The sequence below is a fragment of the Pedobacter sp. Bi27 genome, from assembly GCF_918698255.1.
GTDB lineage: Bacteria > Bacteroidota > Bacteroidia > Sphingobacteriales > Sphingobacteriaceae > Pedobacter.
On the sequence record NZ_CAKKMW010000003.1, the window covers coordinates 720,466 to 736,535 of the forward strand.

Below are 16,070 nucleotides of genomic sequence, written 5' to 3' on the forward strand. Positions count from 1 at the left end.
AAAATAATCATGCAAGAAACATTAACCATCACCTGGCAGGAAAAAGTAAAAGCTTATGCAGCAATTTCTGAAGAAATGGGAAAACTTCATCCCGAAATTTTAGAACTTGCCTATCAGGAAAACTGGTTTAAGCTTTTTGTACCCGAAATTTATGGCGGACCAAACAAAAAACTTCCTGAAATTTTAAGATTGGAAGAAGAATTGGCTGAAGCTGATGGAAGTTTAGGTTGGACCATTACACTTTGCGCCGGTGCAGGCTGGTTTGCCGGGTTTCTAAATCCTGAACTGGCTGCAGAGATTTTTGCTGATCGTGAAGTTTGTTTTGCCGGGAGTGGTGCCGTTGGTGGGGTGGCCATTAAAACGCAAAGTGGATATCTGCTTAATGGAAAATGGAGCTATGCCAGTGGGGCATTGCACGCCACTATATTTACAGCCAACTGCACGCTTAAAAACGAAAATGGTGATGATATTTTAGATGAAAATGGAGAACCTGAAATAAAATCATTTATCCTTAAAAAGGAGGAAGTAAATATTTTACCCGGATGGTCTTACTTTGGTTTAATTGCAACGGGCAGTCATGCTTTTGAAGTCTGTGATTTAAACGTCGACGAAAATAGGACCTTTAAAATTAACCAGCATATCGAAGTGGCAGATTCTGGCTTTGATTATCCCTTTTTACAGCTCGCAGAAACCACGTTAACAGTAAATAGTTTAGGGATGACCAATCATTTTATTAAACTGGTAGAGCAATCTTTTTATTCACGTTCTGGATTGGGGAGATATAATGAAGCGCAAATTTTGTTTTTCAACAACGAACTTAACCGTTGTAAAGAAGAAGTACTAAATCTTCGTACAAAATTCTACCATGCGTTTGAGGAGTCCTGGAATCAATTAATGGATGATGGCGAAATTGATGAGGATACCTTAATGGAGGTGAGTTCAATCAGTCGTAAATTGGCCCATGCCTGTTGGAAATCGGCAGCTACATTATTCCCATACTGTGGCTTGGAGGCTGCAAAAAAGGAATCAGAAATTAATAGGGTTTGGAGAGATATTCATACAGCGAGCCAACACGCTTTACTTACTTTCGAAATTTAATTATTCCAAAAGCGCTGGTTTAATTTTATCTTTAAAATCAGTAGCAAACTTATTAAGTTTAGGTTGTATCACAAATGCACAATAAGGTTTCCCCTGATTATTGTTAAAATAGTTTTGATGATAATCTTCAGCTTCATAAAATTCGGCTATAGGAGAAACTTCTGTCGCAATGGGCTTATCGAAAATATGTTGTTGGGTTAAATCTTCGATCATTTTCTCCGTCTGTTTTTTCTGATCTTCATTTTCATAAAAAACCACCGAGCGGTATTGCGTGCCAACATCATTACCCTGTCTATTTAAAGTTGTTGGATTATGGGTTTTAAAGAATACCAATAAAAGCTCATTGAACGAAATAACACTTTCATCGAATGAGATTCTAATTACTTCTGCGTGTCCGGTATCGCCGTTACAAATTTCCATATAGGTAGGATGCTTTAAATCTCCCCCCATATAGCCTGATGTAACCTGGCTTACTCCATTTAACGTCTGAAAAACGGCTTCGGTGCACCAAAAGCAGCCGCCGCCAAATGTTGCTGTTTGCATATCCTACGTATATAAAATCTATTCCAATTTTTAGATCAATCAAAAAAAGACATTTTTTTGATATTAAAGATTGGTCGGACACCGATTATTCCTATAAGTTTTAAGGAGATGCTGTTAGACAGCGCTTTAGGGTAAATACTTCAATGTCCTTAGGATTAGGTAGTCTTAATTAACAGCAGATAAAAAAGGATGCACACAGATATAGAATCTTTGTGTATCTGTGATTAAAAAACTTAACTAAATGGAATTGATAAATACATCACAAAATGTATCCTATATAGCATGAAAACAAAAAAGCCTGTAATCGTAATTACAGGCTTCTACTTTTATTGATATTGAATATATATCGGTTTTGGTGTAAGCTTTAACAGCTCTTCTGGAGTCATCAAACGCTTCGGATCTTTCTTTAGATCATTTTTGTAAAACAATTTAAAGCCGGTAAACTGTACAGGTTCGCCTTGTATAAAATGGCGGTAGGTGCCTTTTTTTAATTCAGGCTCGCCCCATCCATCCATATGCATTACAACCTGCACTTCTGGACGTAATTTGATACTCGGAGAATTGGTTACCATCTTCTTCGTAAAACGGTGCAATACAAATACTTTTGGAGGTAAATTGTGTTTTTTAACAATATCTGCTAAATATCCGGTTACATAATTAATATCGGCAGCATCATAGGTGCCTATCTTTTTGCCTGGCAATGTTCCGTCTTTCATTGAAAATTCAGGGTCGATACCTAAATGAACGTATGGCAATTCCAGGTATTTTGCGATGTGAGGTAACTCTGCTTTTATGGTACTTAAAGCTACCTGAAGATCTAAAAATACAATGGTATTGGGTTGCATTTTGGCAATTTTCAAAACAGAATCAATCTGTTTATTGCCCATTCTGTTGATGTATTTTCCATCTTTCCCCGGTGTTCCACTTGCTACTGCAGCAATATAGTGTAATCCTGGTTGTACAGGGGTAGAGGGATCAGCCTTTTCCCAATGTTTAACCTCAGCATTTAAACGTTTCCACATTTCTTTAGGCGCATATTCGCCAAGCGCACCCATTTTTTTCGAATGCAGGTTTCCATAATAAACAACTATGCGTTTAAAAGGTAAAATGGCTCCCGCCAAAGGATATGGTTGTTTTTTTACTGGCCATCTTCCGGTAGTATCTCCGTTTGCCAGTTTTTTTACCAACGAATCGTAAAGCTTTGGATCAACCGGTTTCATTACGTTTACCGTCGAGTCCGTTTTCTTTTTAGTTGAATCAGAAGAGAAGATTTTACCGATACCGCCACTGCTCTTACCGTCTGAATTACAGTTGGCAAATAAGCTGATTGCGGCAAAACCAAGTATTAGTGTGCCTGCTAATTGAGGAAATTTCATAGATATTATATAGATAATTAAAGTTTAGACAGTTTCCGAATCTGTTTTGATGAAAGTAGGGTGGAAATCTCGTAGTTTAAAATAAAGTAATCAACATTTACACATTACAGAATTTGCCAAAAACCCCCAATGGCAATTTAATGCCCGAAGTAGCCTGTAGAAAAAGTTCTCCAGTTTCGAGGTTTTTAACTGATGGGAATGAGGTACGGATAAGGTTTTCTACAATTACCGACGAAAACCCTAATGAATAAGTATTTAGGATTAAGAAGTGTTCTTTTTCATCCAGTAGTTGTACCACATCCTGCATCATTTCCTGGATATGATCTTCCAATTTCCATTTTTCGCCATTAGGGCCATGGCCGTAAGCAGGAGGATCTAAAATGATTCCGTTGTATTTTTTGCCTCTTTTTAATTCTTTTTTTACAAACTTTAAGGCATCCTCTACCATCCAACGGGTATCTTTCAACCCCGAAAGCTCTTGGTTTTCGTTTGCCCAGGTAACTACCTGTTTAATCGAATCTACGTGCGTAGTTTCAGCACCTGCTGCATTGGCAATTAGTGATGCCGCACCGGTGTAGGCGAAAAGATTTAAAACTTTAGGCTGTGGCGTTTTAAATTTTTTAATAGATGAAGAGATGAAATCCCAGTTTACTGCCTGCTCAGGGAATACGCCCACGTGTTTAAAAGAAGTTAAACCTAAGCGGAGTTTAATGGCCACTTCATCATTTTTATATTCTACATGCCAACGATCAGGAATAGATTGATTTTTCTTTACCCATTCGCCAGAAGTAGCTGAACGGCCTCTGAAAGTAATGTTTGCTGTTTTTTTCCAATCTTGCTCTGAATATGTTTTTTTCCATACCGCCTGAGGTTCGGGACGGATAAGGGTTACATTTCCAAAACGTTCTAATTTTTCAAAATCCCCGCAATCAATCAGTTCATAATCTTTCCAGTGGGTTGGGGCAAGTAATTGTATCATGTATTTAAAATAACTTTAAATTTGGGTAATTTATAATGTATTGATCGTCAGTGATCAAAGTGAGCTTGTCTGCTAATGCCTGTGCAATAATCAATCTGTCAAATGGGTCTCTGTGGATCAACGGTAACGCTAAATACTCGTCAAGATGTTGTTTTTGGATATTCAATACTGATATACTGAAATTGCTTATTACCTCATACATCTCTTCTAGGTTTCTGGTAACAATCAGTTTTCCTATGTTAAGCTTTATAATGATTTCCCATAAACTGGCAATGCTTATAAATTTTTCATTTTCAGAATCAATAATGCTGTTTATTGTTGACTGATCAAGATTATGATCTTCATTAATTAATGAAATGAAAATATGCGTATCGAGTAAAAGACGCATTACATATAATCTTTTAAATCGTCTATTGGATCATTAAAATCTTTAGGGATGATAAATAAACCTTTTGCAGCGCCATATAAGCTTTTTGGTTCTTCAACAACATTTGCTTTTTCACTTGCTGATTTAGGAAAGCTCTTCGAATGTTTAGCTTTTAAAAAATCAATAAAATCTTCTACCTCATTTACCATGCTTTCTGGTAAGGTTTCCAATTTGTGAATGATATTTTTTGTAGCCGTTGTCATAACTAAACAAATATAAGAATTTTCTTAAAACTTATCTTTTGCTGCCTTCATGAAGCGGCTGGCAAATACGAAATCGTTCAATTCTTGGATATCAGTATGGGCAATTTCTTTGTTGCTGCCTTCCCAGAATTTTTTTCCTTCGTGTAAGAACAAAATATAATCGCCAATACCCATAACTGAGTTCATATCGTGTGTTACTACAATAGTAGTGGTTTTGTATTCTTCGGTAATTTCCTGAATCAATTCATCAATTACAATGGAAGTTTTTGGATCTAAACCTGAGTTCGGCTCATCACAGAATAAATACTTAGGGTTCATAGAAATGGCACGTGCAATACCTACACGTTTTTTCATTCCTCCCGATAATTCTGCCGGGAATAATTTGTTTTTACCTGCAAGGTTTACCCTTTCCAAACAAAAATCAACTCTTTCAAGCTTTTCTTTTCTGCTCTGATCAGTAAACATGTTTAAGGGAAACATGATGTTTTCTTCAACAGTCATACTATCGAACAGGGCAGAGCCTTGAAACAACATGCCAATTTCTTTACGCACCTCAATCCGCTGCTCGTAGGTCATCGGTGTAAAATCGCGGCCATCGTACAATACCGAACCTGAATCTGGCTGATGCAAACCAACCATGCATTTCAATAAAGTTGTTTTTCCTGATCCGGAACCACCGATAATTAAATTGGTTACACCTTCTTCAAACTTTCCAGAAATGCCTTGTAATACATCATTTCCGGAGAAAGATTTATAAATATCTTTAATTTCGATCATTACAATAAAAGTTGAGTAACTAAATAATCGCAAACAAGAATAGAGATACAGCTAATTACAACTGCTCTTGTACTGGCCTGCGAAACTTCTAAAGCACCACCACGAACGTAAAAACCTTCGTAAGCTGGAACTGATGTAATAATGAAACCAAATACAAATGCCTTTACCAAAGCAACTGTGATGGTGTAAGGATTAAAATCAGTTGTTATACCTTGAATATATTCTGCAGGAGTAACAGCACCCGAAATAGAACCGCCAATATATCCACCGGTAATACTTAAAAACATAGAAATGATTACCAGCATGGGTACCATGGTTATGCCCGAAATAATTTTAGGAAGGATGAGGTAGCCAGGTGCATTTATACCCATAATTTCTAAAGCGTCAATCTGTTCAGTAACACGCATCGAACCAATTTCTGATGAAATGGCCGATCCGATTTTTCCTGCCAGTACAATTGCACTAATGGTTGGGCTTAACTCTAATATACTCGAGTCGCGGTTTACAGAACCGATAATTGTTTTTGGAATAAAATCACTAACCAGCTGGAAAGCAATTTGTAGCGTCATTACTGCACCAATAAAAGTAGAGATGATAGCGATTAAACCTAAAGAGCCTACACCAACATAATCCATTTGTTTGGCGATTTCTTTTAGGTATATTTTCAGTTTTTCCGGCCTTCTGAATACAGACTTGAGTAGCAGGATGTATCTGCCGAAATTGGTAAAATTCATTCCGTATATATTTGCTTAATTTAAATGATCGTTCTATACTACTACAAAGAAACAATAAAAATTTGGAGCACTTTGCTAATTGTAAAAATATTCGTGGTTTTGAATATAAATATGGTTTTTTGTTAACAAAAATTAAACCATAAATAAATGAAAGCTGTAATAACCGGAGCAACTAAAGGAATTGGTAGAGCTATTGCGACTAAATTAGCCCAAAATGGGTACGATTTAGTTTTGGTAGCAAGGGGTTTAGATGAACTCGACAGGCTTCGACAGGAATTAACTCCTTATGGGAATGCTATTTTTATCCAGGTAGCAGATTGTTCAGTTAAAGAAGAGGTGTATGCTTTTTTAAATTCGACTGCTATAAATCTTGATCAAGTAGATGTTTTAGTAAATAATGTGGGGATCTTTTTGCCTGGCAGCATGCTCGATGAGGATGACGAAACCTTCGAAAAACAGCAGCACATAAATACAAATGCCTGTTATTACATCAGTAAATTTTTTGGAAAAAAAATGCGTTCAGCCAAGCGAGGCCATATATTCAACATCTGTTCGGTGGCCAGTAAAGCACCTGTGAAAAATGGAGGCAGTTATAGTGTAACAAAAGCAGCGATGTTAAGTCTTAATCATGTATTGCGGCAAGAGTTAGCGCCTCACAATGTTAAAGTAACTGCATTTTTGCCGGGCTCTACTAAAACTTCATCCTGGGAAGGAACAACAATTCCGGATGAAAAATTTGTACAGCCTGAAGATATTGCAGAAACTTTGTTTACCATTTTAAACTTAAGTAAAGGGGTAAATGTAGACGAGGTTTTGATTACTCCGCTTGATTTTTAAACACAAAATGAACAACGTTATGGAAAAGAAGCTTTTTAGAAACGAACACGATAAGATGATTGCTGGTGTAGCTTCGGGACTTGCAGATTATATGCAGGTGGAGGTTACCATAATTAGATTATTGTTTGCATTATCGGCTATATTTATGGCTGGGGGTGGCTTAGTTGCCTATATAATAATGTGGATTATTGTTCCGGTTAATAATGATCCGGCAGCAAGATTTTCTAAATTTAACGATTACTTTGGCAAGCAAAACCCAAATGCACAACCCTTTGGGACTGCCGATCCTTTTGCGGGATCTGCGAACCAGGGAAACCAGAATTGGACACAACCTGTTGATGGTGGACAAAAAACACCTTTCGAAACACAGCCGAATTTCGACAAATTCAATAAATCTAACGATACTGGCCGCACCATAGGCGGATTGGTATTGCTAGTGATAGGATGTTTTTTCCTGATACGCGAAATGGATTTTATACCCGACTGGTTTAGTATCCACAATTTATTCAAGTACATGTGGCCATTGATATTTATTGCCTTAGGTGTAAGTATCATTGCTAAATCAAAAAGGAAGAATGACTGGGCTGCTTTTCAGAACCAACAGGAGGCTGAACAACAAAAAACAGCTGATTTTTCTGAAACCATTGTAGAAAATGAACCTACAGCACCAGTTAACAAAGATGACAATTCAACATCCGCTAACCCTCAAGTATAAATAAAATGAAATTAGATAGATTAATTTGGGGTATTATCCTGCTTTTTATTGGCGGTGTACTTCTACTCGAAAACTTTGGTGTAATCAACTTTTATTGGCGCAACGTTTGGAGCTTTTGGCCAGTGTTCTTAATTATAGCAGGTTTAAATATCCTGTTCAATAAAAACAACTCGCAAACTGGCAGTATCATTTCTATTGGCGTTTTAGTAGTGGCTTTGTCGTTCCTTTTTTACAAAGGACAGCAAGTGCCCGAGCGTGGTAACTGGTGGGGACACCATTTCAAAAAAGATATCGATGTTAATATCGACCATAATGATGGCGACAACGACGATGATGATAACGATAGTGATACCTCATATAATCACTTAAGTTTATCTGAGCCATTTGTAGCTGCAGATAATGCCAAAAAAACAGTACTAAATATTTCCGGAGGTGGCATTTCATTTAATCTCGATGGTGAAACAACCGAGTTGATTAATGCCGACATAAAGAAAAGACATGGTAACTTCTCTTTAAAGAAATTGCTTACCGATAGCGCCACCGTACTTACTTTCCAAATGGATGATAAAAAGAGTAAATGGAATTTTGGTGATGGTGGTAACGATGTTAACTTTAAATTGAATAAAGAAGCCAACTGGGATATTTTAATGAAACTGGGCGCTGGCGAAGCAAACTTTGATTTTGCCAATTACAAAGTGCGTACCTTCCGCTTTGATGGTGGAGCAGCAGCTTTGGATATTAAATTCGGAGATTTATTGCCAATAACCGACGTAATTGTGAAATCTGGCGTGGCCGATGTTAAAATTAAGGTGCCTACCAATTCAGGCTGCCGAATTAAAACCAAAACAGGTTTATCAGCTAAAGATTTCGATGGTTTTGAGAAATTGAGCGATGGTGTTTACGAAACGTCAAACTATAAAACCTCAACCAAAAAAATCTTTATTAATTTAGATGGCGGATTGAGTAACTTTGAAGTAAGCAGATACTAGGGAGGTGGAAGGTTTTAAGGTGGAGGGTGTAAGGCTTTAGTCGGTCTAACTTTTGTAAAATGCCGATCTTACAATCTAAAATCTCATCATCCTGATCCAATCAATGAATCCCTGATATAAAGGCAGAAGGTTTTAAGGTGGAGGGTATAAGGCTTTAGTCGGTCTAACTTTATAAAACGCTGATCTTGAAATCTTATAATCCAATGAATCCTGATAAAGAATACGTAGTTGTAATTAATGGAAAGCCACAAGGGCCGTATAGTTTAGCCGAACTGAAAGATTTAAACATCAGTGCGAATACTTTTATACGTAAACCCGGAATGGACGATTATAAAGAAGCTCACGCAATTCCCGAATTGCGTGAGCTTTTGGGTTTTAGTTATCAAAAAACAGCACCCCAATATTTTGCCGCTTTCGATCAAAGGCTGTTGGCATCAGTGATTGATCATTTTATTATTTTTGGAATATATAGCATCATTATTTTAACGAGCTATATTTTTATCGAAGGCAAAGACCAGCGGATTATGGCTTTTCTAATCCCATTTCCATCCATATTTATCATTAAGCTCATTTATGGCAGTATTGCCGAGGCATCTAAAAGTCAGGCTACCATTGGTAAAAAGCTGCTCAATATCAAAGTAACCGATTTAGAAGGTAGCCGGGTTTCTTTTGGTATTTCCCTGGTGAGGAATTTTTCTAAAATCTTATCTGTAATTCCTGTTTTCTTTGGCTATTTATACAGTTTCCTCAATAAGAAAAACCAGTGTTGGCACGATATTGCAGCCAATACGTTGGTGATAAAGGATAGGTTGATATAAGTTAGAAAAGCAAAGTCAATACAACTATTTTTGTTACTCGGGCTGTACGCTATATCTTTGACTTTCCTTAGACTAAGCTCAGGCTTACAGCCAAAGGATGCCGCTGCCATCCCGTTTATGAAACTTGGGTCTGTGCAATGATGCCAAACCCACTTACCGCTAAAAAATAAACCAATTTCAATTTCTGCTTTCAGTTAAAAGATGTTAAATAAGAATTAAGCTATTATTCTATTGATTAGTTTTAGTAAAATTAATCTAACATGCTACGTATCCTTCTCACCACATTTTTTGTTTTTTATCAACTTATATCTTTTTGCCAAACCTCATCAGACTCATTAAAATATGCAAAGGATGAGTATAATTTAGGTTTTGAAAAGTTAAAACCAGGAACAAAACTTCTGGAGGGGTGGAGTTTAGGTACTTCGGGTAGCGGCTACAAAGTCGCAATAGATTCTACTGAAAAACATGATGGCAAATACGCGTTGTTAATTGCAAAAGTTGATGAAAAAATAAAATCGGCTTATGATTTTTCAAAGCTTATTCTTCCGGCGAAATATGAGGGGAGCGAAATCGAAATTAAATTCTATATGAAATTAGAAAACGTAGATAAGTATGTAGATTTTCCTTTCTGGATTGAAGACGAGGACAATGGCATGCTACAATATACGAATTTATTGACCACCAAAATTAAAGGCACAAAAGAATGGCAGCTATACCGCCTGAAATTATCGCTTCATAAAGAGGCCTCAAAAATTTACCTTTTTCCAGCGCTTTACGGCACAGGTAAGCTATGGGTTGATGATATTCAAATATTGATTGATGGTGTAGATATCAGTCAGGCAAAAATTAAAACAGATTATAATCCCAATGGTCCACAACTAATTAATTATGGAAACAATACAGCGGCATCAGGTAAAGTGAAAGTAAAGGATGCCGAATTGTATTATGAAACCTATGGAAGAGGCGAACCCCTGTTATTATTGCATGGAAACAGCCAATCGATCAGCGTTTTTAAAAAACAGATTAAAGCATTCTCAAAAATTTATAAGGTTATTGCTGTAGATACCCGTGGACAAGGGAAAAGTACCGATTCTAGTACTCAGCCACTTTCATATGACCTCTACGCTGAGGATATGAAAACATTACTTGACTCTTTACATATCCGAAAAACCAATATTTTAGGTTGGAGCGACGGCGGAAATACGGGGTTGATCATGGCGGCTAAATATCCTACATATATAAAGAAACTCGCGGTTACCGGAGCATGTACAAACCCAAATGAAGCAGTTTCGGCCAGTACTTTAGAAGAGGTTAGCAAAGCAATTGAAAGTTTGAAAACCAGACAAGATGTTAAATCTAAGTATCAGGTTAGGTTATTTACCATGTTGCTTACCGAACCGCATATTACTGCTTTTGACCTGAAGAAGATTAAAGCACCAGTTTTGGTAATGGCAGGTGAGAAGGATATGATTTTAGAGAAGCACACTAAATTTATTGCGGCTAATATCTCTAAATCACAACTGTTTATTTTTAAGGGCGCTTCGCATTATGTGCCTGTAGAAATGGTTTCCGAATTTAATACCAAGGTACTTTTGTTTTTGGATGAATAAAAAACAATTAAGCTATTCGCCTTTCCCTAGCTTTATCTTTTACAACATTCCAACATTAAAACATTCCAACAATCCTTATCTTTGCAAACAGATGGAAAATATATTGGCAAAACATGATCTGGCAGGCGGATATTGCAACAGTTTAACAACTTATTCGAGGTATTTAACCCGAGAAGTTAACATAGGTGATATTGCTTTAGGCGGGCACAATCCAATCCGGATTCAATCGATGACCACTACCGATACCATGGATACATTGGGTACTGTAGCGCAGACGATCCGTATGGTAGAATCTGGTTGCGAATATGTTCGTATTACCGCACCGAGCATTAAAGAAGCCGAAAATCTGGCCAATATTAAAAAAGAACTACGTTTCCGAGGTTATAATGTGCCATTAATTGCCGATATCCATTTTACGCCTAATGCTGCCGAAATGGCTGCACGTATTGTAGAAAAAGTAAGGGTTAACCCAGGCAATTACGCAGATAAAAAGAAATTCGAAAATCTAGAATATACACAGGATGCTTACAATGCAGAGTTAAGCCGGATTTACAAAAAGTTTATTCCTTTAGTTAAAATCTGTAAAGAGTACGGCACCGCCATGCGTATCGGCACTAATCATGGATCACTGTCCGACAGGATTATGAGTCATTACGGCGATACTCCCCGTGGAATGGTTGAATCGGCCATGGAGTTTATCCGCATGTGCGAAGACCAGAATTATTATAACCTGGTGATCTCAATGAAAGCCAGTAATACCCAGGTGATGGTTCAGGCTTACCGTTTGCTGGTAGAAACTATGGCTAAAGAAGGGATGAATTATCCTTTGCATTTAGGCGTTACCGAAGCAGGTGATGGAGAAGATGGCCGCATTAAATCAGCCGTTGGTATTGGAACCTTATTAGAAGATGGTTTGGGCGATACCATTCGTGTTTCCTTAACCGAAGACCCTGAATTTGAAGCACCGGTTGCTAAAGCCCTGGCAGACCGTTATGCTTTAAGGAGTCCGAAGTTTGAAGTCGGAAGTCTCGAGTCGATTACATTACGCTCTACGCCCCACGCCCTACGCTCAACTTACAATCCCTACGAGTACAATCGCCGTATTACCACTACTGTACAGCATATTGGTGGTCATCACCATCCGATAGTGATGATCGACGTTTCGAAAGAAAACTTAAAAGATCCTTACTTTTTAAGTTCAGTTGGTTATAACTACAGTGCAGGTTTAGATAAATATAATCTGGCCGATCAGGCTTGCGATTTAGCCTTTTTAGGTGATAATTTACCATCTTTTTCTTTTCCTGGGAATTTAAAACAAATTTACAATTACGAAACCTGGTTAAAACTTAAAGATAAAAACAACTGTCATCCTTTATATACGCTTACGGAATATGGTTCTGCGGATGTTAAAGATGAATTTTTGAATTTCGTACAGCTTGATTCAAAACAATTTAGCAATGCAACAATTTCACAATTGGATAACACTGTTGTTTTAATTTTGGAGACTTCTGCAACGCATGGGATGGCTGATCAAAGGGCCTTTTTTGTTGCTTTGCAGGAGAAAAATATTCAGACCCCTGTAATTATTAAGAGAACTTATCAGGGTGCTGACGCAGATCATCTAATGCTTTATGCTGCAACCGATATTGGCGCTTTATTTACGGATGGCTTTGGAGATGGGGTATGGATTGATGCAGAAGGTCAAAACCTTTCGTTGATTAATTCTACCAGTTTTGGGATTTTACAGGCTACACGCACACGCATCAGTAAAACAGAATATATTTCTTGCCCAAGCTGTGGCAGAACACTTTTCGATTTACAAGAAACCACGCAGTTGATCCGTTCACGTACCGACCATTTAAAAGGAATAAAAATCGGTATCATGGGCTGTATTGTTAATGGGCCAGGCGAAATGGCCGATGCAGATTACGGTTATGTGGGCACCGGGCCAGATAAAATTACCCTGTACCGTGGCAAAGAAGTGGTAAAGAAAAATGTAACTACTGCCTATGCGCTTGATGAACTGATCGACATCATTAAAGATGATGGCAACTGGGTAGAGAAGGTTTAATAATTAATACTGTGCACCGTGGTTTGTGTCCCCACAAACCACTATACTGTCATTCTGAGCGCAGCGAAGAATCTATATGCTGGTGCACAGAATTACAAACTACTGCGCCATTATCAATACCAGCATAGTTTTAACAGCAACAATATGCTCACAGCAGATTCTTCATTGCATTCAGAATGACAAAGGCTAGAGCACCATTTAATTTTCTAACCAATAAATCCTAAATTGCCTTAATGAACATCCCGGAGTTTCAACCCCTGTTTAACGAACTTAGAAACTGGCTTGCTGGCAAAGGCCTTGCTGATGGCGAACTCGTTTATTCTTACTTTTTTATTGGGCTGCTTGGCGTTATTCTATTTCTGTTCATCACCATATTTTTAACCCGACAGCTTTTTATTGGTGTGGTAAAAAGTGCAAAAACAAAGTCAGACTGGCAAAAAGCTTTATTCGAATTTAGGGTTTTCAGGGCATTTGCTTTAATATTTGGGGCCTATATCATCTATAATGTTGTTCCTTATCTTTTTATCGATTTTAAAAACGGGTTATTTTATGCGTTAATATTCGCTAAAATCTACATGGTTTTAGCTGTGATGTTTGCTGTAAATGCATTTCTGAATGCTTTGGTATCCATCATGGAATCATCAAAGAAATATGCCGATAAACCCATTAGAAGTTATAAACAGGTAGCCAAAATTGTATTTTATATTGTTGGTTTTGTGCTCATCCTGTCCATTATTCTTGGCGAATCACCGCTGTATGTTTTCGGTGGTTTTGGCGCAGTTACCGCTGTTTTTATTTTGGTTTTCAGAGATCCGATTTTAGGTTTTGTAGCTTCTGTACAAATGAGTGCCATCGATCTGGTTAGGGTAGGCGATTGGATTACCGTAGAGAAATATGGTGCAGATGGCGAAGTAACCGAAATAAATCTAACTACCATTAAAGTGCGCAATTGGGATAAAACGGTAACCATTGTCCCAAGTTACGCTATTGTGAGTGAGTCATTTAAGAACTGGCGAGCAATGGAGGAAAGTGAGGGCCGAAGGATTAAACGCCACATTAACATCAAAATTTCGAGTATTAAATTCTGCGATGACGAATTGATTGGAAGACTACAGAGTATCGATTTTTTGAAAGATTACCTTAAAGAAACGCAGGCTTTTATAGAGAGGTATAATGCCGAAAATACGGTAAATCCCAATAATCTGGTTAACGGCCGCCACATGACCAATATTGGCACTTTTAGGGTTTATGCAGAGAAATACCTGGAGAGTAATCCTTATATCAATACCGATTTAACGTTTATGGTGCGCCAGTTACAGGCTACAGAAAACGGATTGCCGATCGAAATTTATGTTTTCTCAAAAGAAAAAGCCTTAAAACGTTTTGAAGAAGTTGCCGCAGATATTTTTGATCACTTGTTAGCAGCTGTTCCTTACTTCGATCTGGAGATTTTCCAAAGCCCTAGTGGTAGTGATATGCGTAATTTTGTGAGGAGAGGGGATGATTAGATAATTAGGGTTTGATGGCAATCAATTTAGGTGGTCGTCACCCTGGATTTTTATACATGTTTCCTGCAATATAGACCCTGAAATAAATTCAGGGTGACGACCGCTTGGGTAATAATTATCCTTCATCCAAAAATAACAAAACCTTTTCACAAACCTTAAACAACAGCGGTGGCAAAGTTTCATTGGTATAAGGTTGCGTAGCGCCGTAAACATGGTTAGCGCCTTCAATTTTAACTAATCTGCTATTCGGATTGGCCTCCGCCAAAGTCTGTGCGGTTTCAAAAGGAACATTTACATCATCATTGCCATGGATAATCAACCAGGGGATGTTTACCCGTTTTGCAGCATCTAAAATATTCAATGCTGCAGCATTCTCTTCCAGATCTTCCAATAAACCAACATTTAAAGGCATTTGCTCTTTGGTACGGGCATTAGTAACGAAGATTCTGCCATTTTTTTTCCATTCGGCTTCCTGTTCTTTTTTCCACAGACTGGCAAAATCGCCAATGGCACTCCAGGTTACCAGTTTGTTGATCCTTAAATCATTCGCAGCCTCAATAATTGATAATCCGCCACCGCGGCTATGACCTATCAGGTTTACCTTTGTATCCTTACCGTATGCTTTTTCGATAAAATCTAGTACCGCATTTAAATCAAAAAGTTCTTTTGATACGGTATTATTGGCAAAAGTATCAATATCGGTTACATCTTTTGGGTCATTAACTGGCACACCGCTATGCGATAAATTGAACTTAATGTAACGGTAACCATTGCTGGCAAAATGCCTGGCCACTAAATTGTGAGCACCCCAATCTTTAAAACCTTTAAAGCCATGAACAAAAAGTACAATGGGCGTATTAGGGTTTTTCTCATCGAAAGTGATATCACCAATAATTAATTTTCCGTCAGAACCGCTAAGGCTAAAATTGCTTTGTGTAATCATAATTTAAAGGAATTGGTATAAAATATAAACCTACGAAATCTAATTTTGTTGTGATGTTTGGTGTTTAGATCAGAGGAATATTAATCACAACCCCTATTAAATAGCCCTGATGAAAATGGAAATCCCTTTTGGAACAGTTGAATTGTCGTTTATAAATTTTATCCAAAAGGATTGAAATGTACAGCAGGAGAGAACCTTTCCCATCGGCACTGGGACTGCGCTTCAAAAATGGAGCATATATTCCATCAGGAAATTAACACTACTGCAAGCTTTCTCGTCTTCTTAACCAACAATAAAACTCCAAAAACAATTTCTAATATTCCATAAAAATAAATTAAAAGCCAGGTGAAGGCAACCATTTTGGCATATTCACGTAATATACTGCAGTGGATAAAAAGTGGTTACATTCAGTCAGGGCGTAGAAGAGGGCGTAAATTCAGAG

General features: G+C 37.6%; 16 protein-coding genes. 8 read left to right on the forward strand and 8 right to left on the reverse strand.

What is annotated here, in order from left to right:
• The first annotated feature begins 9 nt into the window (after positions 1-9).
• Positions 10-1,098 carry an acyl-CoA dehydrogenase gene (locus tag LQ227_RS13140; protein WP_230144756.1) on the forward strand — a complete coding sequence of 363 codons (1,089 nt, stop codon included), beginning with the start codon at positions 10-12 and terminating at the stop codon, positions 1,096-1,098.
• On the opposite strand, the gene msrA is transcribed toward LQ227_RS13140, so the two are convergent.
• From msrA to LQ227_RS13175, 7 genes are all read right to left on the reverse strand, one after another.
• Positions 1,099-1,641, reverse strand: coding sequence for a peptide-methionine (S)-S-oxide reductase MsrA (gene msrA / locus LQ227_RS13145; protein ID WP_230144757.1), 543 nt, complete (start codon positions 1,639-1,641; stop codon positions 1,099-1,101). It abuts the gene before it with no gap.
• Between the two features lie 326 nt (positions 1,642-1,967).
• Positions 1,968-3,017: a hypothetical protein gene (locus LQ227_RS13150; protein WP_230144758.1), complete on the reverse strand. Its 1,050-nt coding sequence runs from the start codon at positions 3,015-3,017 to the stop codon at positions 1,968-1,970.
• A gap of 97 nt (positions 3,018-3,114) precedes the next feature.
• Positions 3,115-3,996 carry a class I SAM-dependent methyltransferase gene (locus LQ227_RS13155; protein ID WP_193420498.1) on the reverse strand — a complete coding sequence of 294 codons (882 nt, stop codon included), beginning with the start codon at positions 3,994-3,996 and terminating at the stop codon, positions 3,115-3,117.
• Between the two features lie 4 nt (positions 3,997-4,000).
• Positions 4,001-4,384 (reverse strand): type II toxin-antitoxin system VapC family toxin, encoded by a 384-nt coding sequence (locus tag LQ227_RS13160; RefSeq protein WP_230144759.1) that lies wholly within the window; start codon positions 4,382-4,384, stop codon positions 4,001-4,003.
• Positions 4,384-4,626: a DUF2281 domain-containing protein gene (locus tag LQ227_RS13165; protein WP_230144760.1), complete on the reverse strand. Its 243-nt coding sequence runs from the start codon at positions 4,624-4,626 to the stop codon at positions 4,384-4,386. The genes LQ227_RS13160 and LQ227_RS13165 overlap by 1 nt, the downstream gene beginning before the upstream one ends.
• A gap of 24 nt (positions 4,627-4,650) precedes the next feature.
• The gene (locus tag LQ227_RS13170; protein WP_057932020.1) at positions 4,651-5,403 is read right to left on the reverse strand and encodes an ABC transporter ATP-binding protein; all 753 of its coding nucleotides are present in this window, start codon (positions 5,401-5,403) and stop codon (positions 4,651-4,653) included.
• Positions 5,403-6,137: an ABC transporter permease gene (locus tag LQ227_RS13175; RefSeq protein WP_057932019.1), complete on the reverse strand. Its 735-nt coding sequence runs from the start codon at positions 6,135-6,137 to the stop codon at positions 5,403-5,405. The genes LQ227_RS13170 and LQ227_RS13175 overlap by 1 nt, the downstream gene beginning before the upstream one ends.
• A 147-nt stretch (positions 6,138-6,284) precedes the next feature.
• On the opposite strand from LQ227_RS13175, the gene LQ227_RS13180 reads away from it, so the two are divergent.
• From LQ227_RS13180 to LQ227_RS13210, 7 genes are all read left to right on the forward strand, one after another.
• Positions 6,285-6,974 carry an SDR family oxidoreductase gene (locus LQ227_RS13180; RefSeq protein WP_230144761.1) on the forward strand — a complete coding sequence of 230 codons (690 nt, stop codon included), beginning with the start codon at positions 6,285-6,287 and terminating at the stop codon, positions 6,972-6,974.
• Between the two features lie 19 nt (positions 6,975-6,993).
• Positions 6,994-7,689 (forward strand): PspC domain-containing protein, encoded by a 696-nt coding sequence (locus LQ227_RS13185; protein WP_230149608.1) that lies wholly within the window; start codon positions 6,994-6,996, stop codon positions 7,687-7,689.
• A 5-nt stretch (positions 7,690-7,694) separates the two neighbouring features.
• Complete coding sequence (locus LQ227_RS13190) at positions 7,695-8,678, forward strand: LiaI-LiaF-like domain-containing protein (RefSeq protein ID WP_230144763.1); 984 nt, start codon at positions 7,695-7,697, stop codon at positions 8,676-8,678.
• A 185-nt stretch (positions 8,679-8,863) separates the two neighbouring features.
• The gene (locus LQ227_RS13195; protein ID WP_230149610.1) at positions 8,864-9,496 is read left to right on the forward strand and encodes an RDD family protein; all 633 of its coding nucleotides are present in this window, start codon (positions 8,864-8,866) and stop codon (positions 9,494-9,496) included.
• A 260-nt stretch (positions 9,497-9,756) separates the two neighbouring features.
• Positions 9,757-11,106 (forward strand): alpha/beta fold hydrolase, encoded by a 1,350-nt coding sequence (locus LQ227_RS13200; RefSeq protein WP_230144765.1) that lies wholly within the window; start codon positions 9,757-9,759, stop codon positions 11,104-11,106.
• Positions 11,107-11,197: 91 nt separating this feature from the next.
• Positions 11,198-13,177 carry a (E)-4-hydroxy-3-methylbut-2-enyl-diphosphate synthase gene (gene ispG / locus LQ227_RS13205; RefSeq protein WP_230149612.1) on the forward strand — a complete coding sequence of 660 codons (1,980 nt, stop codon included), beginning with the start codon at positions 11,198-11,200 and terminating at the stop codon, positions 13,175-13,177.
• Between the two features lie 233 nt (positions 13,178-13,410).
• Positions 13,411-14,685: a mechanosensitive ion channel family protein gene (locus LQ227_RS13210; protein WP_230149614.1), complete on the forward strand. Its 1,275-nt coding sequence runs from the start codon at positions 13,411-13,413 to the stop codon at positions 14,683-14,685.
• Positions 14,686-14,800: 115 nt separating this feature from the next.
• On the opposite strand, the gene LQ227_RS13215 is transcribed toward LQ227_RS13210, so the two are convergent.
• Positions 14,801-15,628 (reverse strand): S9 family peptidase, encoded by an 828-nt coding sequence (locus LQ227_RS13215; protein ID WP_230144767.1) that lies wholly within the window; start codon positions 15,626-15,628, stop codon positions 14,801-14,803.
• Positions 15,629-16,070: the final 442 nt, after the last annotated feature.

What these genes read in the sequence shown, in the direction of transcription:
- LQ227_RS13140 (WP_230144756.1), top strand. Translation starts at nt 10, where the DNA reads ATGCAAGAAACATTAACCATCACCTGGCAGGAAAAAGTAAAAGCTTAT.
- msrA (WP_230144757.1), bottom strand. Translation starts at nt 1,641, where the DNA reads ATGCAAACAGCAACATTTGGCGGCGGCTGCTTTTGGTGCACCGAAGCC.
- LQ227_RS13150 (WP_230144758.1), bottom strand. Translation starts at nt 3,017, where the DNA reads ATGAAATTTCCTCAATTAGCAGGCACACTAATACTTGGTTTTGCCGCA.
- LQ227_RS13155 (WP_193420498.1), bottom strand. Translation starts at nt 3,996, where the DNA reads ATGATACAATTACTTGCCCCAACCCACTGGAAAGATTATGAACTGATT.
- LQ227_RS13160 (WP_230144759.1), bottom strand. Translation starts at nt 4,384, where the DNA reads ATGCGTCTTTTACTCGATACGCATATTTTCATTTCATTAATTAATGAA.
- LQ227_RS13165 (WP_230144760.1), bottom strand. Translation starts at nt 4,626, where the DNA reads ATGACAACGGCTACAAAAAATATCATTCACAAATTGGAAACCTTACCA.
- LQ227_RS13170 (WP_057932020.1), bottom strand. Translation starts at nt 5,403, where the DNA reads ATGATCGAAATTAAAGATATTTATAAATCTTTCTCCGGAAATGATGTA.
- LQ227_RS13175 (WP_057932019.1), bottom strand. Translation starts at nt 6,137, where the DNA reads ATGAATTTTACCAATTTCGGCAGATACATCCTGCTACTCAAGTCTGTA.
- LQ227_RS13180 (WP_230144761.1), top strand. Translation starts at nt 6,285, where the DNA reads ATGAAAGCTGTAATAACCGGAGCAACTAAAGGAATTGGTAGAGCTATT.
- LQ227_RS13185 (WP_230149608.1), top strand. Translation starts at nt 6,994, where the DNA reads ATGGAAAAGAAGCTTTTTAGAAACGAACACGATAAGATGATTGCTGGT.
- LQ227_RS13190 (WP_230144763.1), top strand. Translation starts at nt 7,695, where the DNA reads ATGAAATTAGATAGATTAATTTGGGGTATTATCCTGCTTTTTATTGGC.
- LQ227_RS13200 (WP_230144765.1), top strand. Translation starts at nt 9,757, where the DNA reads ATGCTACGTATCCTTCTCACCACATTTTTTGTTTTTTATCAACTTATA.
- ispG (WP_230149612.1), top strand. Translation starts at nt 11,198, where the DNA reads ATGGAAAATATATTGGCAAAACATGATCTGGCAGGCGGATATTGCAAC.
- LQ227_RS13210 (WP_230149614.1), top strand. Translation starts at nt 13,411, where the DNA reads ATGAACATCCCGGAGTTTCAACCCCTGTTTAACGAACTTAGAAACTGG.
- LQ227_RS13215 (WP_230144767.1), bottom strand. Translation starts at nt 15,628, where the DNA reads ATGATTACACAAAGCAATTTTAGCCTTAGCGGTTCTGACGGAAAATTA.